The organism is Streptococcus mitis (assembly GCF_946190275.1).
GTDB lineage: Bacteria > Bacillota > Bacilli > Lactobacillales > Streptococcaceae > Streptococcus > Streptococcus mitis_DC.
On the sequence record NZ_CAMHZQ010000022.1, the window covers coordinates 1 to 25,913 of the forward strand.

General features: G+C 40.6%; 20 protein-coding genes and 1 tRNA gene. 18 read left to right on the plus strand and 3 right to left on the minus strand.

What is annotated here, in order from left to right:
• From N8M20_RS09240 to bgaA, 11 genes are all read left to right on the plus strand, one after another.
• The coding region (locus tag N8M20_RS09240; protein ID WP_261080389.1) for a DUF1542 domain-containing protein at positions 1-2,505 on the plus strand (2,505 nt) is incomplete at its 5' end.
• Between the two features lie 371 nt (positions 2,506-2,876).
• A complete protein-coding gene (gene vncR / locus N8M20_RS09245) occupies positions 2,877-3,533 on the plus strand; it encodes a response regulator transcription factor VncR (protein WP_261080390.1) in 657 nt (218 codons plus the stop codon).
• Positions 3,530-4,858 (plus strand): sensor histidine kinase VncS, encoded by a 1,329-nt coding sequence (vncS, locus tag N8M20_RS09250; protein WP_261080391.1) that lies wholly within the window; start codon positions 3,530-3,532, stop codon positions 4,856-4,858. Before vncR ends, vncS begins: the two co-directional genes overlap by 4 nt.
• Before the next feature lie 140 nt (positions 4,859-4,998).
• On the plus strand, positions 4,999-5,880 hold the full coding sequence (locus tag N8M20_RS09255; protein WP_001019006.1) for a class II fructose-bisphosphate aldolase: 882 nt from the start codon (positions 4,999-5,001) through the stop codon (positions 5,878-5,880).
• A 527-nt stretch (positions 5,881-6,407) separates the two neighbouring features.
• Positions 6,408-7,400 carry an ABC transporter ATP-binding protein gene (locus N8M20_RS09260; RefSeq protein WP_001240792.1) on the plus strand — a complete coding sequence of 331 codons (993 nt, stop codon included), beginning with the start codon at positions 6,408-6,410 and terminating at the stop codon, positions 7,398-7,400.
• A 1-nt stretch (position 7,401) separates the two neighbouring features.
• Entirely contained in the window at positions 7,402-8,220 is an 819-nt protein-coding gene (locus tag N8M20_RS09265) for an ABC transporter permease (protein ID WP_261080392.1), read from the plus strand.
• A gap of 1 nt (position 8,221) precedes the next feature.
• Complete coding sequence (locus N8M20_RS09270) at positions 8,222-9,007, plus strand: ABC transporter permease (protein ID WP_261080393.1); 786 nt, start codon at positions 8,222-8,224, stop codon at positions 9,005-9,007.
• Positions 9,008-9,107: 100 nt separating this feature from the next.
• Positions 9,108-9,180: transfer RNA gene (locus tag N8M20_RS09275), tRNA-Thr, on the plus strand.
• A gap of 189 nt (positions 9,181-9,369) precedes the next feature.
• Complete coding sequence (locus tag N8M20_RS09280) at positions 9,370-9,678, plus strand: hypothetical protein (protein WP_261080394.1); 309 nt, start codon at positions 9,370-9,372, stop codon at positions 9,676-9,678.
• A 426-nt stretch (positions 9,679-10,104) separates the two neighbouring features.
• Positions 10,105-10,206, plus strand: a complete 102-nt coding sequence (locus tag N8M20_RS09285; protein WP_261080395.1) for a YSIRK-type signal peptide-containing protein — start codon at positions 10,105-10,107, stop codon at positions 10,204-10,206.
• A 139-nt stretch (positions 10,207-10,345) separates the two neighbouring features.
• Positions 10,346-17,302 carry an LPXTG-anchored adhesin/beta-galactosidase BgaA gene (gene bgaA, locus N8M20_RS09290; protein WP_419991755.1) on the plus strand — a complete coding sequence of 2,319 codons (6,957 nt, stop codon included), beginning with the start codon at positions 10,346-10,348 and terminating at the stop codon, positions 17,300-17,302.
• Positions 17,303-17,480: 178 nt separating this feature from the next.
• On the opposite strand, the gene N8M20_RS09295 is transcribed toward bgaA, so the two are convergent.
• Positions 17,481-17,837, minus strand: a complete 357-nt coding sequence (locus N8M20_RS09295; protein ID WP_261080397.1) for a DUF3397 domain-containing protein — start codon at positions 17,835-17,837, stop codon at positions 17,481-17,483.
• Positions 17,838-17,928: 91 nt separating this feature from the next.
• Between N8M20_RS09295 and mnmL the strand changes: the two genes are divergently transcribed.
• The 5 genes from mnmL (at position 17,929) to N8M20_RS09320 (ending at position 22,779) form a co-directional block, all read left to right on the plus strand.
• Positions 17,929-18,885, plus strand: a complete 957-nt coding sequence (mnmL, locus tag N8M20_RS09300; protein ID WP_045606008.1) for a tRNA modification radical SAM protein MnmL/YtqA — start codon at positions 17,929-17,931, stop codon at positions 18,883-18,885.
• Positions 18,869-19,426 (plus strand): tRNA 5-(aminomethyl)-2-thiouridylate-methyltransferase MnmM, encoded by a 558-nt coding sequence (gene mnmM / locus N8M20_RS09305; RefSeq protein ID WP_261080398.1) that lies wholly within the window; start codon positions 18,869-18,871, stop codon positions 19,424-19,426. Before mnmL ends, mnmM begins: the two co-directional genes overlap by 17 nt.
• Positions 19,419-19,673 (plus strand): hypothetical protein, encoded by a 255-nt coding sequence (locus N8M20_RS09310; RefSeq protein WP_000361085.1) that lies wholly within the window; start codon positions 19,419-19,421, stop codon positions 19,671-19,673. The genes mnmM and N8M20_RS09310 overlap by 8 nt, the downstream gene beginning before the upstream one ends.
• A gap of 11 nt (positions 19,674-19,684) precedes the next feature.
• A complete protein-coding gene (locus N8M20_RS09315) occupies positions 19,685-21,739 on the plus strand; it encodes a cation:proton antiporter (protein ID WP_261080399.1) in 2,055 nt (684 codons plus the stop codon).
• Positions 21,740-21,918: 179 nt separating this feature from the next.
• A complete protein-coding gene (locus tag N8M20_RS09320) occupies positions 21,919-22,779 on the plus strand; it encodes a YihY/virulence factor BrkB family protein (protein WP_261080400.1) in 861 nt (286 codons plus the stop codon).
• A 75-nt stretch (positions 22,780-22,854) separates the two neighbouring features.
• Here N8M20_RS09320 and queA read toward each other — a convergent pair whose 3' ends face one another.
• Positions 22,855-23,883 (minus strand): tRNA preQ1(34) S-adenosylmethionine ribosyltransferase-isomerase QueA, encoded by a 1,029-nt coding sequence (queA, locus tag N8M20_RS09325; RefSeq protein ID WP_001090137.1) that lies wholly within the window; start codon positions 23,881-23,883, stop codon positions 22,855-22,857.
• Between the two features lie 150 nt (positions 23,884-24,033).
• Between queA and N8M20_RS09330 the strand changes: the two genes are divergently transcribed.
• Complete coding sequence (locus N8M20_RS09330; RefSeq protein ID WP_261080401.1) at positions 24,034-24,741, plus strand: glucosamine-6-phosphate deaminase; 708 nt, start codon at positions 24,034-24,036, stop codon at positions 24,739-24,741.
• A 180-nt stretch (positions 24,742-24,921) separates the two neighbouring features.
• Here the strand turns inward: N8M20_RS09330 and N8M20_RS09335 are convergent, their stop codons facing one another.
• On the minus strand, positions 24,922-25,521 hold the full coding sequence (locus N8M20_RS09335; protein WP_261080402.1) for a rhomboid family intramembrane serine protease: 600 nt from the start codon (positions 25,519-25,521) through the stop codon (positions 24,922-24,924).
• Positions 25,522-25,721: 200 nt separating this feature from the next.
• Between N8M20_RS09335 and rpsU the strand changes: the two genes are divergently transcribed.
• Entirely contained in the window at positions 25,722-25,898 is a 177-nt protein-coding gene (gene rpsU / locus N8M20_RS09340) for a 30S ribosomal protein S21 (protein ID WP_000048054.1), read from the plus strand.
• Positions 25,899-25,913: the final 15 nt, after the last annotated feature.

The window sequence follows — 25,913 nt, forward strand, 5'->3', positions numbered from 1 at the left end:
GGCACAACACCAAAAGCAGAAGAGCCAGCAGCAGGCACAACACCGAAAGCAGCAGACCCAGCAGCGGCTACAACGCCGAAAGCAGAAGAGCCAGCAGCAGGCACAACACCGAAAGCAGAAGAACCAGCGGCAGGCACAACACCAAAAGCAGACGAGCCAGCGGCCTCAGCACCGAAAGCGGAAGAACCGGCAGCAGGCACAACGCCAAAAGCGGACGAGCCAGCAGGCACAACACCGAAAGCAGACGAGCCAGCAGCAGGCACAACGCCGAAAGCAGAAGAGCCAGCAGCAGGCACAACACCAAAAGCAGAAGAGCCAGCAGCAGGCACAACACCGAAAGCAGCAGACCCAGCAGCGGCTACAACGCCAAAAGCAGAAGACCCAGCAGCGGCTACAACGCCGAAAGCAGAAGAGCCAGCAGCAGGCACAACACCGAAAGCGGAAGAACCAGTAGCAGGCACAACACCAAAAGCGGAAGAACCAGCGGCAGTCACAACGCCAAAAGCGGAAGAGCCAGCGACTCCAGCACCGGGAACCCCAAGTGAAGAAACACCGGTCGCTTCAGGCGAGCCCGATTCCACTGAACAGCCAGCTGGAGAATCAGGTAAATCTGAAACACCGTCAGAACCTTCCAATACTCCATCTGCGGAAGCTACAAATGAATCAGGGAATGCAGCAGAATCAAGTCCAGTAACAGACAATGCCCCTTCAAACACAGGGACTACAGAACAACCTGTAGCTTCAAATTCAAGTTCTGAATCACCAGCGACCTCAGTACCAAAAGCAGAAGAACCAGCGTCTTCAGCACCAAAATCAGAGGAACCTGTAACACACGCACCGAAAGCAGAGGAGCCAGTGGCAACAACGCCAAAAGTGGAAGAACCAGTGACTCCAGCGCCAAAAGCAGAAGAACTAGCGTCTTCAGCACCAAAAGCAGAAGAAGCAGCGACTCCAGCACCAAAAGTGGAGGAGCCAGCGACTCCAGCGCCAAAAGCAGAAGAAGCAGCGACTCCAGCGCCAAAAGTAGAGGAACCAGTGACTCCAGCGCCAAAAGCAGAAGAACCAATGGCTCCAGCACCGAAAGACGATGAATCAGCTTCTTCGGTTGAATCTCCATCAACAGGCAATCATTCAGACGAGTCAGGAACACCATCTACAATTCCTACAGGTGATTCAACAGCTACCCAACCAAGTGATTCAACATCGTCACCGGTAACCCCAAGTGAAGAAGCACCGGTCACATCAGGCGAGTCTAATTCTGCTACACAGCCAGCTGGAGAATCAGGTAAATCTGAAACAACATCAGAATCTTCCAATACTCCATCTGCTGAAGCTACAAATGATTCAGGGACTGCAGCAACATCAACTCCGACTCCAGAAGCATCAACTTCAGAGCCAAAATCAGAAGAAGAACTTAAGAAGGAAGAAGCCTTGAAGTCAGCTAAAAAGGAGAGCGTAGATGATAATATCGGTGAAGTTGTTAAAATAAAAGCAGATGCGATTGAAAAAGTTACTGATGCAGATGAAAAGGCAAGATTAAAAGAAGCATTAAAGGCGTTACAAGATAAAGCGATAGAAGAAATTAACAAAGCAAAAGACGATGAAGAAGTAGCTACTGTTACAGAAAAATATCAAAATGAAATCAATGCATTGGATGTTCCAGGTGAAGAAGTTTCAAGTCCGAATTATGGTAGAGAAGGCTTGACCAATAATGGTCCTGGTGGAACTACTATTGACAATGGAAGCACAGCGATTGGTCATGGTGCAAGTGGGACTTCCAGATCAGCAGTAGCATCTCCAACACAACCTTCTTCAACTTCAGAAAGAGGTTCAAGTTTTAGAAATGCTCCATCAGTTCAAGCAAGAGCAAGAAGAGTGGCACGTTCAACATCAGAACCAGATGGAACTGTAAATATTAGCTATAACTTCGCTGGAATGCCAGATATTCATGGCTTCCTATCTGATCCGGGAGAAAATAACACTGTCACAATTCCTGCTGGAACGAGTGAAGCACAGGCAAAAGAATTAGTAAAAGAAAAAATTCAAGCCAAGATAAAAGACCTAGCTACTAGAGGGTATCATGTGAAAAATGACATTATTTTTGAACAAGATACTACTGTGAAAAATTATAACTACGTCGTTACATTCACTAAGGAGACTACAGGAACTTCAGGGTTCAGAATGGCTCCAGCAGTTCAACCACGCGCTAGCAGAAATCGTAGAAGTCTAGAACAGCCAGCTCCTCAAAAGGTCAAAGTCAATGTTTTTTATAACTTTGATCAAATGAAAGATATTGCAGGTTTCCTAGGAGATATCAATGGAACTTCTCTTGAAATCGCGGAAGGTTCAACAAATGAACAGGTCAAAGCAGCTGTCAAGAGCCAAGTTGATGCTAAGAAAGAAGAGTTAAGCAAACGCGGCTATACTTTCAAAGAGGACTATGTCTATCAAGCTAATGGGAAAGATTATAACTACGTTGTAACATTTTCAAAAGCAACCAAATAACGTTCATTCCACAGGGAGTGAAATGTGAGCAGAGAGAGCGATAGGCTCTCTTTGTTTTATCTAGTGGTCAGTTGCTTACAGACAAAAGGCCAGTAAGAGGCTATAATAGAAAATAGAGTAGGTATTTATTCTAATACTCTTCGAAAATCTCTTCAAACCACGTCAGCGTCGCCTTGCCGTATATATCATAGGTATAGGTAACTGACTTCGTCAGTCTTATCCACAACCTCAAAACCGTGTTTTGAGCTGACTTTGTCAGTTCTATCTACAACCTCAAAGCAGTGCTTTGAGCAACCTGCGGCTAGCTTCCTAGTTTGCTTTTTGATTTTCATTGAGTGTAAGAAAAATAAAAAATAGAGAGCAGTTAAAGTATGAAAATTTTAATTGTAGAAGATGAAGAGATGATCCGTGAGGGGGTCAGTGATTATTTGACGGATTGTGGTTATGAAACCATTGAGGCGGCGGACGGACAAGAAGCCTTGGAGCAATTTTCCAGCTATGAAGTAGCCTTGGTTTTACTGGATATCCAGATGCCCAAGCTCAATGGCCTAGAAGTCCTAGCTGAGATTCGTAAAACCAGCCAGGTCCCTGTCTTGATGCTGACCGCCTTTCAGGATGAAGAATACAAGATGAGTGCCTTTGCCTCTCTGGCAGATGGCTATCTGGAAAAACCTTTCTCCCTCTCCCTCTTAAAAGTGAGGGTGGACGCGATTTTCAAGCGCTACTACGATACGGGACGAATCTTCTCCTATAAAGATGCCAGGGTGGATTTTGAGAGCTACAGTGCCAGTCTAGCAGGTCAAGAAGTGGCCATCAATGCCAAAGAGTTGGAAATTCTTGATTATTTGGTTAAAAATGAAGGAAGGGCCTTGACTCGATCTCAGATAATCGATGCCGTTTGGAAAGCGACAGATGAGGTTCCCTTTGACCGTGTCATTGATGTCTATATCAAGGAATTGCGGAAAAAGTTAGACTTGGACTGCATCCTCACTGTGCGTAATGTTGGTTATAAATTGGAGCGAAAATGAAACGAACAGGTTTATTTACAAAGATATTTATCTATACCTTCTCGATTTTTAGTGTTCTGGTTATCTGCCTTCATTTAGCTATTTATTTTCTTTTTCCTTCGACTTATCTGAGTCATCGTCAGGAAACCATTGGTCAGAAGGCAACAGCCATTGCCCAGTCCCTAGAAGGGAAAGACAGGCAGAGTATCGAGCAAGTGTTAGACTTGTATTCCCAAACTAGTGATATCAAGGGGGCGGTCAAGGGAGAGATGACCGAGGACAAGTTGGAGGTCAAGGACAGTCTTCCTCTGGACACAGACCGCCAGACTACCTCGCTTTTTATTGAGGAACGGGAGGTGAAAACGCAAGACGGTGGCACCATGACTCTCCAGTTTCTAGCTTCCATGGATTTGCAAAAGGAAGCAGAGCAAATCAGTCTTCAATTTCTTCCCTATACCTTACTGGCGTCCTTTCTGATTTCACTTTTGGTGGCTTACATCTATGCTCGGACCATTGTTGCCCCGATTTTGGAAATCAAGCGGGTGACCCGACAGATGATGGATTTGGATGCCCAAGTGCGATTGCGCGTGGATTCCAAGGATGAGATAGGTGATCTCAAGGAACAAATCAATAGCCTCTACCAGCATCTTTTGACTGTTATTGCAGACTTGCATGACAAGAATGAAGCCATTCTCCAGCTGGAGAAGATGAAGGTCGAATTCCTACGAGGGGCTTCTCATGAATTGAAAACACCGCTGGCTAGTTTGAAAATCCTAATCGAAAATATGAAAGAGAATATCGGTCGTTATAAGGATAGAGACCGCTATCTGGGAGTAGCCTTAGGAATTGTTGATGAGCTCAATCACCACGTTCTCCAGATACTTTCTCTCTCGTCTGTACAGGAATTACGAGATGATAGGGGAAAAATTGACCTACACCAGATGACGCAAAGTCTAGTCAAGGATTATGCCTTGCTAGCCAAGGAAAGAGAGCTTCAGATTGATAATAGCTTGTCCCATCAGCAGGCTTATCTAAATCCATCTGTGATGAAATTGATCCTGTCTAATCTCATCAGCAACGCCATCAAGCACTCTGTTCCAGGTGGCTTGGTTCGCATTGGAGAAAGAGAAGGGGAACTTTTTATAGAAAATAGCTGCAGTCCAGAAGAACAAGAAAAACTAGCCCAGTCTTTTTCTAACAATGCTAGTCGCAAGGCCAAGGGTTCTGGGATGGGGCTCTTTGTGGTTAAGAGTCTATTGGAACATGAAAAATTGCCTTATCGTTTTGAGATGGAGGAGAATCGTTTGACCTTCTTCATAGCTTTTCCAAAAATTGTCCAAGACTAGGGAGAGAAAGGGTTTACATAGATGAAGATAGAAGAAATTCAATCGAAACTGCGAGAAAAACTAGATTTTTTTGTCAAAAAGTGATAAAATGAACAATGTAAATGGGATGACCCATAAAAATATACAGGAGGCCTGATAAAATGGCAATCGTTTCAGCAGAAAAATTTGTCCAAGCAGCTCGTGACAACGGTTATGCAGTTGGTGGATTTAACACAAACAACCTTGAGTGGACTCAAGCTATCTTGCGCGCAGCAGAAGCTAAAAAAGCTCCAGTTTTGATCCAAACTTCAATGGGTGCTGCTAAATACATGGGTGGTTACAAAGTTGCTCGCAACTTGATCGCTAACCTTGTTGAATCAATGGGTATCACTGTACCAGTAGCTATCCACCTTGACCACGGTCACTACGAAGATGCACTTGAGTGTATCCGAGTTGGTTATACTTCAGTTATGTTTGATGGTTCACACCTTCCAGTTGAAGAAAACCTTGAAAAAGCTCGTAAAGTTGTAGAATTTGCTCATGCAAATGGTGTATCAGTGGAAGCTGAAGTTGGTACTATCGGTGGTGAAGAAGACGGAATCATCGGTGATGGTGAATTGGCTCCAATCGAAGACGCTAAAGCAATGGTTGAAACTGGTATCGATTTCTTGGCAGCTGGTATCGGTAACATCCACGGTCCTTACCCAGAAAACTGGAAAGGTCTTCACCTTGATCACTTGCAAAAATTGACTGAAGCTGTTCCAGGATTCCCAATCGTATTGCACGGTGGATCAGGTATTCCTGATGAGCAAATCCAAGCAGCTATCAAACTTGGTGTTGCCAAAGTTAACGTTAACACTGAATGCCAAATCGCATTCGCTAACGCAACTCGTAAATTTGCTCGTGACTACGAAGCAAACGAAGCAGAATACGACAAGAAAAAACTCTTCGACCCACGTAAATTCTTGGCTGACGGTGTAAAAGCTATCCAAGCATCAGTTGAAGAACGTATCGACGTATTCGGTTCAGAAGGTAAAGCTTAATCTAGCTGAATAATACAGATGAAACCTGCCCATTGGGTGGGTTTTTTGGTGTTTTAAGGAGACTATTAAACCAGAATTTTGAACTAATACTCTTCAAAAATCTCTTCAAACCACGTCAGCTTCGCCTTGCCGTAGGTATGGTTACTGACTTCGTCAGTTCTATCCACAACCTCAAAACAGTGTTTTGAGCTGACTTCGTCAGTTCTATCCACAACCTCAAAACAGTGTTTTGAGCTGACTACGTCAGTTCCATCTACAACCTCAAAACACAGTGTTTTGAGCAACCTACGGCTAGCTTCCTAGTTTGCTCTTTGATTTTCATTGAGTATAAAAATACCACTTTAAGAGAAAAATTTTCAATTTCACAAATTTTAAGCAAACGCTTGCATTCTAGTTTTTATTGGACTATAATAGGTTGGTATAAAGCCTTCTGTAGCAATAAAATGTAGAAGGTGTAGAAAGTAAGGATTTAGAATATTTGTAGTCAAAAATACAATGTTGCTATTCCTTGCGATAGGGAGATAGATATGGCAATGATAGAAGTGGAACATCTTCAGAAAAATTTTGTGAAGACTGTTAAGGAACCGGGCTTGAAGGGGGCTTTGCGTTCCTTTATTCATCCTGAAAAGCAGACCTTTGAAGCGGTCAAGGATTTGACCTTTGAGGTCCCAAAGGGGCAGATTTTAGGTTTTATTGGGGCAAATGGTGCTGGGAAGTCGACAACCATTAAAATGTTGACAGGGATTTTAAAGCCGACATCTGGTTTTTGTCGGATTAACGGCAAGATTCCTCAGGACAATCGCCAAGATTATGTCAAGGATATTGGCGTAGTCTTTGGACAACGCACCCAGCTATGGTGGGATTTGGCCCTGCAAGAGACCTACACGGTCTTGAAAGAGATTTACGATGTACCAGACTCGCTCTTCCATAAGCGCATGGACTTTTTGAATGAAGTCTTGGATTTGAAGGACTTTATCAAGGATCCCGTACGAACTCTTTCACTGGGACAAAGGATGCGGGCGGATATTGCAGCTTCTTTGCTTCACAATCCCAAAGTTCTCTTTTTAGATGAGCCGACCATTGGTTTGGACGTTTCGGTCAAGGATAACATTCGTCGGGCTATTACCCAGATTAATCAGGAGGAAGAAACGACCATTCTCTTGACCACTCACGACCTGAGCGACATTGAGCAACTTTGTGATCGGATTTTTATGATAGACAAAGGGCAGGAGATTTTTGATGGAACGGTGAGCCAACTCAAGGAAACCTTTGGCAAGATGAAGACGCTCTCATTTGAACTGCTACCAGGTCAAAGTCATCTCGTTTCTCATTATGAAGGCTTTTCGGATATGACCATTGATAGACAGGGGAATAGCCTCAATATTGAATTTGATAGTTCGCGCTACCAGTCGGCTGATATTATCAAGCAAACCCTGTCTGATTTTGAAATCCGTGATTTGAAGATGGTGGATACGGATATTGAGGATATTATCCGTCGCTTCTACCGAAAGGAGCTCTAAGATGATCAAATTGTGGAGACGTTATAAACCCTTTATCAATGCAGGTGTTCAGGAATTGATCACCTATCGAGTCAACTTTATTCTCTATCGGATCGGGGATGTTATGGGTGCTTTTGTGGCCTTTTATCTCTGGAAGGCTGTCTTTGATTCTTCGCAAGAGTCTTTAATTCAGGGTTTCAGTATGGCGGATATCACCCTCTACATCATCATGAGTTTTGTGACAAATCTTCTAACTAGGTCCGATTCGTCCTTTATGATTGGGGAGGAGGTCAAGGATGGTTCCATTATCATGCGCTTGTTGAGACCAGTGCATTTTGCTGCCTCTTATCTTTTCACTGAACTTGGTTCCAAGTGGTTGATTTTTATTAGCGTTGGCCTTCCATTTTTAAGTGTCATTGTCTTAATGAAAATCATGTCTGGGCAAGGTGTTGTAGAAGTGCTGGGATTAACTGTCCTTTATCTTTTTAGCTTAACGCTGGCCTATCTGATTAACTTTTTCTTTAATATTTGCTTCGGATTTTCTGCCTTTGTGTTTAAAAATCTTTGGGGTTCCAACCTACTCAAGACTTCCATAGTGGCTTTTATGTCTGGAAGTTTGATTCCCTTGGCTTTCTTTCCAAAGATCGTTTCAGATATTCTGTCCTTCCTGCCTTTTTCATCCTTGATTTACACTCCGGTCATGATTATCGTTGGGAAATACGATGCCAGTCAGATGCTTCAGGCGCTCGCTTTGCAGTTTTTCTGGCTCTTAGTGATGGTGGGCTTGTCTCAGTTGATTTGGAAACGAGTCCAGTCATTTATCACCATTCAAGGAGGTTAGTATGAAAAAATATCAGCGTATGCATCTGATTTTTATCAGACAATATATCAAGCAAATCATGGAATACAAGGTGGATTTTGTAGTTGGTGTGCTGGGAGTTTTTTTGACTCAAGGCTTGAATCTCTTGTTTCTCAATGTCATCTTTCAACACATCCCATCCCTAGAAGGTTGGAGCTTTCAAGAAATCGCCTTTATATATGGTTTTTCCTTGATTCCCAAGGGATTGGACCATCTCTTTTTTGATAATCTCTGGGCTCTGGGACAGCGTTTGGTGCGAAAAGGGGAGTTTGACAAGTATCTGACACGTCCTATCAATCCTCTCTTTCACATCCTAGTTGAGACCTTTCAGATTGATGCCTTGGGCGAGCTCTTGGTCGGTGGTATCCTACTGGGAACAACAGTGACTAGCATTGATTGGACTCTTCCAAAATTCCTGCTTTTCCTAGTTTGTATTCCTTTTGCGACCTTGATTTATACTTCCTTGAAAATCGCGACAGCCAGCATTGCTTTTTGGACCAAGCAGTCAGGCGCCATGATTTACATCTTCTATATGTTCAATGACTTTGCCAAGTACCCAATTTCCATTTACAATTCATTTCTTCGTTGGTTGATTAGCTTTATCGTGCCTTTTGCCTTTACGGCTTACTATCCTGCCAGCTATTTCTTGCAGGACAAGGATGTAATCTTTAACATCGGAGGTTTGATTTTGATTTCCCTTGTCTTTTTTAGTATTTCCCTTAAACTCTGGGACAGGGGCTTGGATTCTTATGAAAGTGCTGGATCCTAAGATGAAGAAACTCAAAGCCTTGTCTCAGGACAGGCTTTTTCTAATAGAGATGAAAATTCCTTGACATCTATTCTCAGAGTGCTATACTGTAAGTGTAATAGCCGATTTAGCTCAGTTGGTAGAGCAAGGCACTCGTAAAGCCTAGGTCACAGGTTCAATCCCTGCAATCGGCAAAGTGAAGAAGTCTCATCAGGCTTCTTTTTCTTTTTAAAGAAAATCAGACCACTTAGACCGATATAGAGACCAGATAGGCAAACGAACTTGTTCTTGAAACTTACCTCTGCTATAATGATTTGTGTAAGGGACGTGAGGCGTCACTATCAGATAACTCAAGTTCCTAAAAAAGAAATTGGAGATAAAAAATGAAAAAATTATTGGGGATTGTATTTTTAGTAGCAGCAGCGACAGTAGTGTATTTTGGTTCTGTTGGCTGGCCAAGTTTGGACATTAACCTCTGGTCATTGATTCCGGTAGGCTTGTTCCTCTTTTTCACTCTAGAGAATCTTTTGAAAAAAGACTACAAGGCTAGTCTGATGTGTTTGATTATTGCCTTTATTATTGCCAATGCAATTTTGGACCTTTTACCAATTTCAAGTGGCTTGGTAATTGGAGCGGGCGTACTAGCTTGCATTGGTATTGGATTTATCTTTCCTGATAAAGAAGGAAAATAAGATTTTTCAAATAGCGATGTGACATAATATAGCTGGATATTAACATTTAGGAATAGGATAAATTTAACTAATATTAATAAACCGAACTAAGAATTAAGAGTGAACGAAATCAGGAAAAAACTGAAATATTCGTTTGCTCTTTTTGTATGTTTAAATCTTTAAGAAAGATTTTTTCTGTCTGGGATAATAAAAAACTATTCCGTCTTAAAATTTTAAAGAAAATCGGATATCATTTTTATTATAATGAATTCTACTTCAATACTTTTTAAAAACTCTCCAATTTTTATAAAAAACAATCAAAACTATTGTTTTTATACGTATAAGGTTGACAAATTTTTTATTGGTTATAAAATCGTATTATAAGATAATTATAATAAGTAGATTGCTCTCAGATAAAATGAAAGCGGTTACTAAAAGGAGGATTACATGCAAAAAGGTAATTGGAACAAAAAAAGAGTGTATAGTATTCGAAAATTTTCAGTCGGTGCTTATAGGGACATGTGCTCTATTATTAGGGGCAAGCGTTAATCTATCTTCTTCGGTATATGCCAACGAAAATGCTGCAGAAATTGTGTCAACAAATAGGACTGAGCACCAGTCTGAAAATCTGAAAACTACTGGACTCTCAAGTGAACATAAAGCTGAAAATGTATCTTTAAAGGAAAATGTGGATGGTAGTGATGCTGTAGTAAAACCTCATGCAGATCAACCTTTAGTTTCAGTTGCTAATACTCAATCAGTTCCTTTAGTAGAAGGTAAAGCTGAAGTCGAAAACAAAACAGAAGAAAGGAACAAGCCTGAGGATAGCAATAAGCTTGAAGAAACAAATAAGACTGAGGTAACGGATAAATCTGAAGATAAAAATAAATCTGAGGATAAGAAGAAATCTGAAGAAACAAGTAAAGAAGAATCACAAGATCGTTCTGTTTCAAAAGATAAGCAAGAATTCAAATCTGCTACGAATGAAGTAGTTGATAAGTTAATTGAAGATAGAAACATTTCCTTCAACCAGAATTGGCACTTTAAACTAAATGCCAATGCAAAGGAAGCTGTAAAACCAGACGCAGATATTTCTTCATGGAAAAAAATGGATCTTCCTCATGACTGGAGTATTCATTTTGATTTTGACCATGATTCACCAGCTCAAAACGAAGGCGGTCAATTGAATGGTGGAGATGGCTGGTATCGGAAAACCTTTAAGTTAGACGAAAAAGACTTGAATAAAGATGTTCGTGTAACCTTTGATGGTGTTTACATGGATTCACAAGTATTCGTCAATGGCCAACTAGTTGGTCACTATCCAAATGGTTACAATCAATTTTCATATGATATTAGTAACTATCTCCATAAAGATGGGCGAGAAAATGTCATTTCTGTTCATGCAGTTAATAAGCAACCAAGTAGTAGATGGTATTCAGGAAGTGGTATTTATCGAGACGTATCATTGCAGGTAACAGATAAGATTCATGTTGAAAAAAATGGAACAACTATTTTAACTCCAAAACTAGAAAGTCAACAAGGAGGAAAAGTTGAAACCCAAGTAAGCAGTACAATTGTTAATACAGATAATAAAGACCATGAAATTGTAGCAGAGTATCAAATTTTTGAACGAGGTGGTAAGGCAGTTACAGAACTTGTTCGAACTGAGAGTAAAACTCTAAAAGCTAAGGAAATCATTCATTTGGATTCAGCATTAGAGGTTGAAAAACCAAAATTGTGGACGGTGTCATCTGACAAACCTGCTTTATATGAGATGGTAACTCGTGTTTACAAAGATGGTCAGCTTGTAGATGCAAAGAAAGATTTATTTGGTTATCGCTACTATAACTGGACTCCAGACCAAGGGTTCTCTTTAAATGGTGAACACATCAAGTTCCACGGTGTTTCATTGCACCATGATCATGGAGCGCTAGGAGCAGAAGAAAACTATAAGGCAGAATATCGTCGTCTGAAACAAATGAAGGAAATGGGAGTGAATTCGATTCGTACGACTCACAACCCAGCAAGTCCTCAGACCTTGCAGATTGCAGCTGAGCTCGGTTTGCTTGTTCAAGAAGAAGCTTTTGATACTTGGTATGGAGGTAAGAAACCATACGACTATGGTCGTTTCTTTGAAAAAGATGCTACCCACCCTGAAGCAAGAAAAGGTGAAAAATGGTCCGACTACGATCTTCGAACAATGGTAGAAAGAGATAAAAACAATCCTGCTGTTGTCATGTGGTCTATTGGTAATGAAATCGGTGAAGCAGATGGGAAAGCCCATTCTCTTGCAACTGTCAAACGCTTGGTGAAAGTGATTAAATCTGTCGATAATACACGTTATGTAACCATGGGAGCTGATAAATTCCGTTTCGGAGATGGAACTGGAGATCATGAAAAGATCGCAGATGAACTAGATGCAGTTGGATTGAATTACTCTGAAGAAAATTATCAAACTCTTCATGCGAAACATCCTAAATGGCTCATTTATGGTTCAGAAACATCTTCAGCAACTCGTACAAGAGGAAGTTATTTCCATCCAGAGAGTGAGTGGGTAGGAAGTAATCAATACTGGCGTAATTACGAACAATCAGATTATGGTAATGATCGTGTTGGTTGGGGTAAAACTGCTACAGCATCATGGACTTTCGATAGAGATCATCCAGGATATGCTGGACAATTCATTTGGACAGGTACAGATTATATTGGAGAACCAACTCCATGGCACAATCAAAATAGTACACCTGTAAAAAGCTCTTACTTTGGTATTGTAGACACCGCAGGTATTCCAAAAAATGACTATTATCTCTACCAAAGTCAGTGGGTTTCTGCTAAGAAAAAACCAATGGTTCATTTACTTCCTCACTGGAACTGGGAAAAGACTGAATTGGCAGACAATGTTGCAGATGCTGAAAATCGAATCCCGGTTAGAGCCTATTCCAATGCTGCTAGTGTTGAGTTGTTCTTAAATAATGAGTCACTAGGTCTTAAAAAATTCAACAAAAAACAAACTAGTGATGGTCGTACATACCAAGAAGGTGAAAATCCTAACGAACTATATTTGGAATGGAAAGTTGCTTATAAACCAGGAACTTTAGAAGCAGTTGCTCGAGATGAGTCTGGTAAGGAAATTGCTCGAGATAAGATAGTGACTGCTGGTGAGCCTGCTGGTGTTCGTCTGGTTAAGGAAGAGAACGCTATCGCTGCAGATGGAAAAGATTTGACTTATATCTATTATGAAATTGTAGATAGTAAGGGCAATGTTGTGCCAACTGCTAACAATCTAGTTCACTTCCAACTTCATGGACAAGGTCAACTGGTTGGTGTGGATAATGGTGAGCAAGCTAGTCGTGAACGTTATAAAGAACAAGCAGATGGTTCTTGGATTCGTAGAGCCTTTAATGGTAAAGGGGTAGCGATTGTTAAATCGACTGATCAAGCAGGTAAATTTACCCTTACAGCATATTCGGGATTGTTGAAATCAGATCAAGTTACAGTTTTTACAGGTAAGTCAGACCAGTCAGAAAAAACTGTTTTAGGCACAGAAATACCAAAAGTCCGGACAGTTTTAGGTCAAAAACTTAAAATGCCTCAGACAGTGCCATTTGTATATAGTGATGGTAGTCGTGAAAAACGTCCTGTAACCTGGTCTCAAGTAGATGTCAGTCAAGCTGGAATTGTAACTGTAAAAGGTATGTCTGATGGGCGTGAAGTTGAGGCTCGTGTTGAAGTTCTTACAATTGCAAATGAACTTCCAGCTGTTAAACGCATGGCACCTGGAACAGACTTGAGCTCTGTGGATAAACTTGTTTCACTTGTTTCAACAGATGGCCGTATTCACAATTATGAAGTTGAAAATTGGGAAATTTCACCAGAAGATCAAGAGAAGTTGTCTACTCCAGGGGCACATATCCAGATGACTAGCCAATTGGGAGATAGAACCATCCACGCTACTTTAATAGTTGATGATGGTAAGGAATTGGCTCAAGTTACACCAACTATAGCAGTAGGTGGTGAAAGTGTTACGGAACTTTCAAATGAACATCCTGTCCATTATCACAAACTTTCTTATGGTGCAAAAATTCCAGAAGTCAGTGCTAGTGCTGAAAATGCTGATGTGAAGGTCGTTCAGGCAAATGAGTCAAATGGAATGCGTGCTAGTATCTATGTTCAACCTAAAGATGGTGGACAATTACAAACTTATGCGGTTCAGTTCCTTGTTGATTCTCCACAAATTGAAAGCTTGAGTCTCAGAGTGGATCAAGCATCTAGCCTCAAAGAAGATCAAACTGTTAAAGTGACAGTTTTAGCCCGTTATCAGGATGGAACTGAAGCTATTTTACCAACTGATAAGGTGACTTTCTCAAGCCAAGGCGAGGGAGGAGTCTCTGTTAATAAGGGAATGCTAGAGTTGCATAAACCGGGTAGTCTCACTTTACAAGCTCAATATGAAGGTGCAAAAGGAGAACTTCCTCTAACGATCGCAGCAAATACGGAAGATAAAGTTGTTCAGGCCATTCGCCCAGTTAGCCTTGTGACAGATTTGCACCAAACACCAAATCTTCCATCTACAGTAACAGTTGAGTACGATAAAGGATTTCCAAAAGTTCATAAGGTAGTTTGGGATTCGATTCCATCTGAAAAATTAAATCAATATCATACTTTTGAAGTTCTTGGTAAGGTTGAAGGATTGAATCAAGAAGCGCGTGCGACAGTATCAGTAGAAGGAATTGTAAAAGTTGAAGATGTGAGCATCACAACACCAATTTCTGAGGCACCAACCTTGCCAGAAAGTGTCCGAACTTATTATTCAAATGGCCAAGTATCTTCAGCTAAGGTGGCTTGGGACACTATTGATGCAAGCCAGTATGCAAAAGAAGGAATCTTTACTGTAACAGGCCATGTAGAAGGAACACAACTGACAACGAAATTACATGTTCGTGTATCGAGTCAAACAGAAATTGGGAAGAATATTTCAGATCAATGGACAGGTTCAGAATTACCACTTGCCTTTGCATCAGATTCTCATTCTTATGACCCAGTATCTAATGTAAATGATAAAGTGATTTCTTACGGTGATCAGCCTGCAAATCGTTGGTCAAACTGGAAACGTTCTGAAGAAGCTTCAGTAGGAGTACTCTTTGGAGATTCAGGTATTTTGACAAAACGTTCGGTTGATAACTTGAATGTAGCCTTTTATGAAGATAGTGGTGTAGGTGCTCCAAAATCTTACGTCATTGAGTATTATGTTGGTGAAAAAGCTCCAACTGCACCGAAGAATCCTGGTTATGTAGAGGGTGAAAATCACGTATTCAATGACAGTAAAAATTGGAAACCAGTTACAAATCTTAAGGCTCCAGATCAGTTAAAAGCTGGAGAAATGAATCATTTCAGTTTTGACAAGGTGGATACCTACGCGGTACGTATTCGCATGACAAGAGCTGATGATAAACTTGGAACATCAATTACAGAATTACAAGTTTTCTCTAAAAAGGTAGCACCAGCTAAAGAGGCAACTACTAACATTAAGGTGGCTGGAAAAGATCTTCCTCACTTTAATCCAGACTTAACAGATTACTATTTAGACTATAGTGATGGAAAAATTCCAGAAGTAACAGCTAGTATCACAAATAATGGACTTGCTACAGTGGTTCCTAGTGTGAAAGAGGGAGATCCTGTCCGTGTTATTGTGAAAGCAGAAAATGGCGATATTCTTGGAGAATACAACCTTCACTTTACAAAAGATAAAGATTTGTTGGCTCGTAAACCAATTGCTGCTGCAAAACAGTCTCAATTGTTGCAGTTAGGTCAACCTTTGGAATTGCCAAATAAGGTTCCAGTTTATTTCGCAGGTAAGAGCGGTTATGACGTAAAAGATTTGGCAGTTGAATGGGAAAAAGTCCCTGCTTCTACTTTAAACAAAGCTGGGGAATATACAATTAAAGGCCATGTAGTTGGTAGTGAAGTCCCAGTAGAATTATCTGTTCGAGTAACGGACAAGGTCGGTAGATCACTTTCTGATAATCCAGATTATCTTGCTACTCATAGTCAGGCTTTTGCTTCAGCTACTAATGATTTGGATGATAATTCGAACGACCGTGTAGACTATTTAAATGATAATGACCGAAATCAAGATAACCGTTGGACAAACTGGTCCGCTAATCCATCCGCTAATCCAGAAGTATCAGTTGGTGTTATCTTTAAAAAGAATGGTAAAATTGTGGATAGAAAGGTTTCACAAGCTAAACTAAACTTCTTTGCAGATAGTGGAACAGATGCCCCAGCTAAACTTGTATTGGAACGATACATCGGTCCTGACTTTGATGTTCCGGTTTACTATTCAAACTACAGCTACGAATCAAATCACCCATTTAATAACCCTGATAATTGGGAACTTGTTCCTTATTACGCAGACAAAGAAATTCAAGCTGGAGACGAGATCAATGTGACATTTAAACCTGTGACTACCAAAGCTATGAGATGGCGCATGGATAGAAAAGCAGATAAAAATGGGGTTGCTTTAACTGAATTAAGTTTCCGAGCACCAAGTGAGCTTGCAAAAGAGAGCACAGAGGGAAGAATTTTAGTAGATGGTAAAGAGCTTCCTGACTTCTCTGAAAATCGTTTGGACTATGAATTGATTTATAAAGGGGAACGTCCAAAAATCACTGTAGAAGGGAAAGATCAAGTCACATCTACAATTGTGGATAGTGGAAATGAAAATCTTCCTGTATTAGTCCGTCTGGTGTCAGAGAGTGGTAAGAATGTCAAAGAATACCGGATTAAATTGACTAAGGAAAAAGTGATAGACGCAAAACTTGTAGCTCCTGCTCAATATGACTTGCCTAGTCTTGAAGTGGTAGACAAAGAATTAAACTTCCAAACTCTTGAACAAAAAGACGATACTCTGTTTGAGGGAGAAGTTCGCCTGTTGCAAGAAGGTAAAGTTGGTAAGGAACGTATCTATACAGAAGTAACGACTGATGGCAAGAATAAAGAAAAATCACGTGAGATTCTGGAAGAACCTGTAAATAGAATTCTGTTGGTAGGTACTAAGAAGAAAACAAGTAACATTGAGACACAGGCGGGTGGACATCAAGACAATGATAGCAGTCAACCTACGGAACAAAAACCAGGAGCAAATCCGAATCCAAATATTGTCATTCCAAATCCATCAAATAATGGTGTGACAAGTAACAGTTCAGATTTTAAAAATAATCTATCAGTTACTCCGAACGTTGTTATACAAGCTCCTACTCAGGAAAGCAAAAAACCTGGATGGAACAAGGAAGATGGTAAATGGTATTATCGTCAACAAAATGGGGACTTGGCTAAGGGTTGGGTCAAAGATGGAGATACTTGGTATTACTTTGATCAAACAGGAAAAATGGAAACTGGCTGGATTAAAGATCAATCAGGTGCATGGTATTACTTGAATCAATCAGGGGCTATGTCATCTAATGAGTGGATTTTGGATCAAGATGGTAAGTGGTACTATGTTGATGCATCAGGTTCGATGAAGACAAGTCAATGGTTCCAAGTTGGAGACAAATGGTATTATGTTGATGCGAATGGATCCCTTGCTGTCAATACAGTAACTCCGGATGGTTATCAAGTAAATGAAAACGGTGAGTGGATCGGATAAGATTGATTTGAGGAATGTAACTTTCTCATAAGATTTATTCTGTGCAGTGTTCCCAAGCGAGACAAGAGAAGTCTCGCTTGGAAACGCTCTGCTCAAACGATTTTTAAACAAGAAAAAAGGATTTACCCAAGTCAAAAGGGTTAAATCCTTTATTTTTTATGTCTCATATAAGATTCAGCTAGAGGGCCATCAATTCAACAATCATCTCGATATACATGACAAGAGTTAATAAAAATCCTGCACGCCAGAAGAATTTGATGAATTTAGGATAGTAAAAGCTACGTTTTTTCAAAAGAAAGAAAAAAACGAGAATAATGGCTAGGAGTGAGAGGGCTAGGCCCAGTCTAGGGAGGAAATTATGGGTAAAGGTTTTAGCTGTAATAATGTAATATTCAAATACCAAGACTGGAAAAGCCAAATCCGCAAAGTTTCGTCCTAGTTTTTTTAATCTAAAAAGTTTGGTTATGATAATGCAGACTACTAGAGTCAGTATCAATAATAAAATAGATGCTAATTTCATTAAAATCATACCCATATTGTATCATAAAAAAAGGCTAATGGAAACGAGAAACAGAGGAATTTATAGGAAAGTCAGGCTTTTGAGATTGTGGGTGTTTTTTGTTATAATGAAAGTTATGAAATCTTATAATACCTTGAATGATTATTATCGAAAACTCTTTGGAGAAAAGACCTTTAAAGTCCCTATTGATGCGGGATTTGACTGTCCCAATCGTGATGGAACTGTGGCTCATGGGGGCTGTACTTTTTGTACGGTTTCTGGTTCTGGAGATGCCATTGTGGCACCGGATGCGCCTATCCGTGAGCAATTTTATAAGGAAATTGACTTTATGCACCGCAAGTGGCCAGATGTTCAGAAGTATCTGGTTTATTTTCAAAATTTTACCAACACCCATGAAAAGGTGGAAGTCATCCGAGAGCGCTATGAGCAGGCTATCAATGAGCCAGGTGTAGTAGGAATCAATATCGGAACGCGCCCAGATTGTTTACCAGATGAAACCATCGAATATTTGGCTGAGTTATCTGAGCGCATGCATGTGACGGTTGAATTGGGTTTGCAGACCACTTATGAAGCAACCTCTGATCTGATTAACCGTGCCCATTCCTATGAATTGTACGTGGAAACGGTCAAGCGTTTGAGAAAGTATCCCAAGATTGAGATTGTTTCTCATTTGATCAATGGCTTGCCTGGTGAAACCCATGAGATGATGATTGAAAATGTCCGTCGCTGTGTTACGGATAACGACATTCAAGGGATTAAACTGCATTTGCTTCACCTGATGACCAATACGCGTATGCAACGAGATTACCATGAGGGACGTTTACAATTGATGAGCCAGGACGAATATGTCAAGGTCATCTGTGATCAACTGGAAATCATACCCAAGCATATCGTCATCCATCGAATCACGGGAGATGCACCTAGAGATATGCTGATTGGTCCTATGTGGAGCCTCAATAAATGGGAAGTCCTCAACAGCATTGAGATGGAGATGCGACGTCGTGGAAGTGTTCAAGGATGCAAGGCTGTAAAACAGGAGTTTGAAAATGAAAAGACCACTTGAAATGGCACATGATTTTTTGGCTGAGGTTGTAACTCAGGACGATATCGTAGTGGATGCGACTATGGGAAATGGTCATGACACCCTTTTTCTAGCTAAATTAGCCAAGCAAGTCTATGCCTTTGATATTCAGGAGCAAGCCTTGGAAAAGACCCAAGAGCGTTTGAACCAAGCTGGCCTGACAAATGCCCAGTTAATCTTGCAAGGTCATGAGACACTGGACCAGTTTGTGACAGAAGCCAAGGCAGGGATTTTTAATCTGGGCTATCTGCCATCAGCTGATAAGTCAGTCATTACCCAACCTCAGACAACGATTGAAGCATTAGAAAAGCTGTGTGGCTTACTTGCCAAAGGTGGACGGATTGCTATTATGATCTACTATGGTCATGAAGGAGGCGACATCGAGAGAGATGCTGTCTTGGATTTTGTCAGCCAGTTGAACCAACAAGAGTATACAGCTGCCATTTACCGAACCCTGAACCAAGTTAATAACCCGCCATTTTTAGTAATGATTGAAAAATTAGAGAGATATAGACATGGATAAACAATACCTACGTGAAAAGCTGGATGCCATGCGTCAGAATTTTGTTGAATCAACCCACCACGAACGAGCAGTGGGTGTGTTAGACCAAGCACATATGAGCAAAAAAATGCTTAAAATCAAGAAAAAATTAGTTGCTCTTGAAATGGAACGGTGTCAGAGAAAAATTGAGCACAAGGATTGTTCCAAGATTGACCAAAAAATCAAAGAGCAGAAGGAGATTTTTGAATCTTGTTGTAAAAAAGATTAAGGAGGTCGTGCGTGGAATTACTGATTTACCTCATCCTATTTTTACTGGTTTTGATTGTCTCAAGTACAACCAATAAGCTCCTGCCCTTTTTGCCTCTCCCTTTGGTGCAAATTCTTTTGGGAATTGTGATTGGTCTCTTTTTACCCAATACCGACTTTCACCTCAATACGGAGTTGTTTTTGGCACTGGTTATCGGGCCCTTGCTTTTCCGAGAGTCGGAGGAAGCAGATATTACGGCTATTTTAAAACACTGGCGAATCATTGTTTATCTCATATTTCCAGTGATTTTCATCTCGACCCTGAGTTTGGGTGGCTTGGCTCATCTTCTTTGGCTCAGTCTTCCCTTGGCGGCTTGCTTGGCTGTTGGGGCGGCACTTGGCCCTACGGATTTGGTGGCCTTTGCCTCTCTTTCGGAGCGGTTTAGCTTTCCAAAGCGCGTGTCTAATATTCTCAAGGGTGAAGGACTCTTGAATGATGCTTCTGGCTTGGTTGCCTTTCAGGTAGCTTTGACAGCTTGGACAACTGGGTCCTTTTCCCTTGGGCAAGCGAGTAGTTCGCTCATCTTTTCAATCCTAGGCGGTTTTTTGATTGGCTTTTTAACAGCCATGACCAACCGTTTCCTCCATAGTTTCTTGCTAAGTGTGAGAGCAACGGATATTGCTAGTGAGCTCCTTCTGGAATTGAGTTTGCCCTTGATAACCTTCTTTCTGGCAGAAGAAGTCCACGTTTCAGGGATTATTGCCGTTGTAGTTGCTGGGATTTTAAAGGCAAGCCGTTTTAAGAAAATTACGCTCCTCGAAGCCCAAGTGGATACGGTGACCGAGACGGTCTGGCATACAGTGAACTTTATGCTGAACGGTTCTGTCTTTGTGATTTTAGGGATGGAGTTGGAAATGATAGCAGAGCCTATCTTGACCAATCCAATCTATAATCCCTTACTGTTATTGGTATCTCTTATAGCCCTTACCTTTGTCCTCTTTGCCATTCGTTTTGTCATGATCTATGGCTATTATGCTTATAGGACTAGACGTCTCAAGAAAAAGCTAAATAAGTATATGAAGGACATGCTTCTTTTGACTTTCTCAGGTGTCAAGGGAACGGTGTCGATTGCTACGATCCTTCTGATACCAAGTAATCTAGAGCAGGAGTACCCTCTCTTGCTTTTCCTTGTCGCAGGTGTGACGCTTGTAAGTTTTTTAACAGGCCTCGTGGTCTTGCCTCATCTTTCTGATGAACAGGAAGAAAGCAAGGATTATCTCATGCATATCGCCATTTTGAATGAAGTAACGCTAGAGTTGGAAAAAGAGTTGGAAGACACCAAAAATAAACTTCCCCTCTATGCGGCTATTGATAATTATCATGGACGTATTGAAAATCTCATCCTGAGCCAAGAAAATAAGGGGGCTCAAGAAGACTGGGAGGCCTTGAAACTTCTCATCCTCAGTATTGAAAGTGATGGTTTAGAACAGGCCTACGAAGAAGGCAAGATGAGTGAGCGTGCTTATCGAGTCTACCAACGTTATCTGAAAAACATGGAACAAAGTATCAATCGTAAGTTTGCGTCACGATTGACCTATTATTTCCTTGTTTCCTTGCGGATTTTACGTTTTCTCCTTCACGAAGTCTTTACTCTTGGCAAGACTTTTCGCAGTTGGAAAAATGAAGAATCACAGAAACTCAGAGCCCTTGACTATGATCAAATCGCAGAGCTTTATCTAGAAAATACAGAGATGATTATCGAAAGTTTGGAGAACCTAAAAGGGGTTTATAAGAGCTCTTTAATCAGCTTCATGCAGGATTCTCGTCTTCGAGAAACAGCTATTATTACCAGTGGAGCCTTTGTCGAACGGGTTATCAATCGTGTCAAACCCAACAATATCGATGAAATGCTGAGAGGCTATTATCTGGAGCGCAAGTTGATTTTCGAATACGAAGAAAAACGATTGATTACGACCAAGTATGCCAAGAAGTTACGACAAAATGTCAATAACTTAGAGAACTATTCTCTCAAGGAAGCTGCCAATACCCTGCCTTATGATATGGTGGAATTGGTAAGAAGAAATTAGTTAATACTCTTCGAAAATCTCTTCAAACCACGTCAGCGTCGCCTTACCGTAGGTATGGTTACTGACTTCGTCAGTTTCATCTACAACCTCAAAGCAGTGCTTTGAGCAACCTGCGGCTAGCTTCCTAGTTTGATCTTTGATTTTCATTGAGTATAAGATTGTAAGTGAAGGAGTGTGACATGAAGAAGTGGTGGAAAGAGCTGATAGATAAGCCCTTATTAAAAGCTTTTTTACATTATTATCAAGCATCAGATAGTGAGTTGACCAGCGTCGCAGTGGCCTACTATTGGTTGATTTCGATTTTCCCCCTGCTTTTGGTGGTGGTCAATATCCTCCCTTATTTTCAGATTCCAGTTTCTAATTTTTTAAAGGTTATCAATGAATTTTTGCCAGATACCATGTTTGATGTGGTCGCAAAGATTATTACAGAGGTGCTGACCCAACCGTCAACGGGCTTATTGAGTTTTGCGGTTTTGTCAGCCCTCTGGACCTTTTCAAAATCCATGAATTTCCTACAAAAAGCCTTTAATAAAGCTTACGGAGTAGCAAAAAATCGTGGAATGATTTCCCATCAGCTCATGAGTTTGTTTGTCAGTTTTGGTCTGCAGATTCTATTTGCCTTAGCTCTCTTTCTCAGTGTCTTTGGCCGCATGCTCCTCAACCTTGTCAAAAGCTATTGGAAATCGGATGGTCCTCTCTTTGATTATCTGCAAGACCTAACTGGCCCCTTGGTCTATTCCTTGATTTTTGCTATCTTGGTCATGCTTTATTATTTTCTGCCTAATGTCAAGGTGCGACGGATTCGACATGTATTACCAGGTAGTGCCTTTGTCTTGTTGACTCTGGCCTTACTGCTCAATATCTTTTCAGTCTATGTTAACAATTATGTCAATCACTTAGTAGACGTGCGTTTTTTCAGTTCCGTCGTCGTGGTGGTCATGATGTTCTGGTTTATTCTCATCGCTAAGATTTTGATTGTCGGTGCGGTGATCAATGCCAGTGTTCAAAGTTTGAAAGATTCGAACTTTAGAATAAATTAATTCTTTATCCATTACAAAACGCATACTATCAGGCTTTATAAAACCTTGATAATATGCGCTTTTTGATTGTGAAAATTAGTAGATAAACATGGCATCACCGAAACTAAAGAAGCGGTAGTGTTCTTGGATGGCATGGTGATAAGCATCTAAGACTAATTCACGGCCTGCAAAGGCAGAAACCAACATGACCAGAGTTGATTTTGGCAGGTGGAAGTTGGTTGAGAAGGCATCCACAACCTTCCATTCATAGCCAGGTTTGATAAAGATATTGGTCCAGCCAGAATCTGCTTGGATTTGCCCATCAAACTTGGAACCAATAGTCTCCAAGGTGCGGATAGAAGTGGTTCCGACAGCGATGACACGGCCTCCATTTTCTTTAACAGAGCGAAGAGTGGCAGCCGCTTCCTCAGAAAGTTGGTAGAATTCTGAGTGCATTTCGTGTTCGTCCAGATTGTCAACTGAAACAGGTCTAAAGGTTCCAAGCCCGACATGAAGAGTCAGATAGACTAGATGAACACCCTTAGCTTGGATTTCTGCCAGCAGTTCTTTGGTGAAGTGCAATCCAGCAGTCGGTGCAGCAGCAGAGCCACTTTCCTTGGCGTAAACGGTTTGATAGCGTTCACGGTCATCCAGTTTTTCGTGGATATAAGGAGGTAGCGGCATTTCACCCAGACTTTCCAAAACTTCTAGGAAAATTCCTTGGTATTCAAAGCGGACAATACGGCCCCCGTGGGTCAATTCTTCTGTAACGACAGCACTGAGGCGACCATCACCAAAGCTGACACGAGTACCGACCTTGAGGCGTTTGGCAGGTTTTGCCAGAACCTCCCACTCATCTCCGGCAGTATTTTTGAGCAGGAGAAGTTCCACATGGCCTCCAGTTTCTTCCTTTTGACCATAGAGGCGGGCAGGGAGAACGCGGGTGTCGTTCATGACAAGGGCATCACCAGGTTCCAGCATATCAATAATAGAGTGGAAGTGTTTATCCTGCATTTCTCCTGTCTCACGGTTGACGATGAGGAGTTTAGAAGCGTCCCGTTTTTCAAGAGGCGTTTGGGCAATCAATTCCTCAGGTAAGTGGAAATCAAAATCAGCTGTATTCATTTTATTCATCATTCTTTCTAAGTTCTAATCCTATCCATTATAACATGTTTCAAGTTTGGGCGCTCTTTTTTTAGAAATTAAATCGTTTTCACTTGACAAAAATTGGTCTATACCATATAATGAATATAGATAGAAATGGAGGATGAAAAGATGAAAGTCATTAAAGTTGAAAACCAAGTCGAAGGTGGAAAAGTTGCGTTTGAGATTTTGAAGGAAAAATTAGCCAATGGCGCTCAAACATTGGGACTTGCGACAGGAAGCAGTCCGCTTGAATTTTACAAGGAAATCGTTGAAAGTGACCTTGATTTTTCAAATCTAACCAGTGTCAACCTTGATGAGTATGTAGGCCTTGATGGCGACAATCCTCAGTCTTACCGTCACTTCATGCAAGAAAACTTGTTCAACCAAAAACCATTTAAAGAAAGTTTCTTGCCTCGTGGGGTTAAGGATCATGCTGAAGCTGAAGTAGAACGCTACAATCAAATTTTGGCTGACCATCCAGTTGATCTGCAAATCTTGGGAATCGGTCGCAATGGACATATCGGATTTAATGAGCCTGGTACTCCATTTGACAGTCAAACACATCTAGTAGAGCTTGACCAGTCTACTATCGAAGCCAATGCTCGCTTCTTTGACAAGATTGAAGATGTTCCAACCCAAGCTATCTCAATGGGGATTAAAAACATCTTGGATGCCAAGTCTATTATTCTCTTTGCTTACGGTCAATCAAAAGCAGAAGCCATTGCCGGAACCGTGTCTGGTCCAGTGACTGAGAACCTACCTGCAAGTAGCCTCCAAAATCACCCTGATGTGACGATTATTGCGGATGCTGAAGCCCTTAGCTTACTTGAAAAATAAAAAGTATAAGAACCACTTGCTCTTTGGAGTGAGTGGCTTTTTACTTCAAATGTTCACTATCTTGCTAAAAGAAATTTTTCTGTAAATCACCGTAACAGTTGTCGATATTTCATATAAAAAGGCATCCAATAGAAAATTCTTAAATGTCTGTAAACTTTGATATAATTGTATTGACTATTCTTATGATACTATACGATTTTTATTAAGACAGTTGTTGATGCTGTAAACTATGATATAACTAGCAATTCCTGACATGTGAAGAAAGGTTGAAATCCAGCCTGTTATATTTGGTAGAAGCATGGTGAGAGATAGAACGATTAAAAGGATATAAAATAGTTTTAATCCTAAATTGAAATTTTTCCATATACTAAACATACTCATCACCCCACCCGTTACAAAAGCATAGCCAATAGCAGAGATACCCGATGCCTGAATTTCTTGATTCTGTGTTAATATATGGAATACAATTGAAGATATTACCATAGAAGTAATAAAAACTAAAAATACATATTTTGATCCCCTTTTATACTCCAATAGCCCACCAAAAGGAAGTAACATTAAAGTATTTAAAACTAAATGAAACCATATAAACCATACTGGTGCTTCTTTACTTCCATGCATAAATGTACCACTAAAGTATTGCCAACAATAAATTGGCTTTGAATGAAATGCAAATAAGTCATACATTACACTTCCCAAAAAGGTAGTAAGAATTCCTAGCAATAAACAAATTACAACTAAAATACTGACTACAGGGCAAATTTTTATGATTCTTTTCATGTTATAGATTCACTTCTAAATAATACTAATTTTTGTTAATCAATATGTGCCACTATTATATCATTTCCATCTATAAATGTTAATCAATTTTAACAAGATTAAAATTGAAGATAATATAAGTTTATGGCAGTTTTTTCTTGACAATTATTCCCTTTACGTGTAAAATAGAATAGATCTTGAACTTGAAGGGAGTGAAAAAAATGTCTAAAACAGTGGTACGTAAGAATGAATCTCTTGACGACGCACTTCGTCGTTTCAAACGTGCGGTTACTAAAGCTGGTACTCTTCAAGAAACACGCAAACGTGAATTCTATGAAAAACCTTCTGTAAAACGTAAACGTAAATCAGAAGCAGCTCGTAAACGTAAAAAATTCTAATTAGAAATGAAAGGC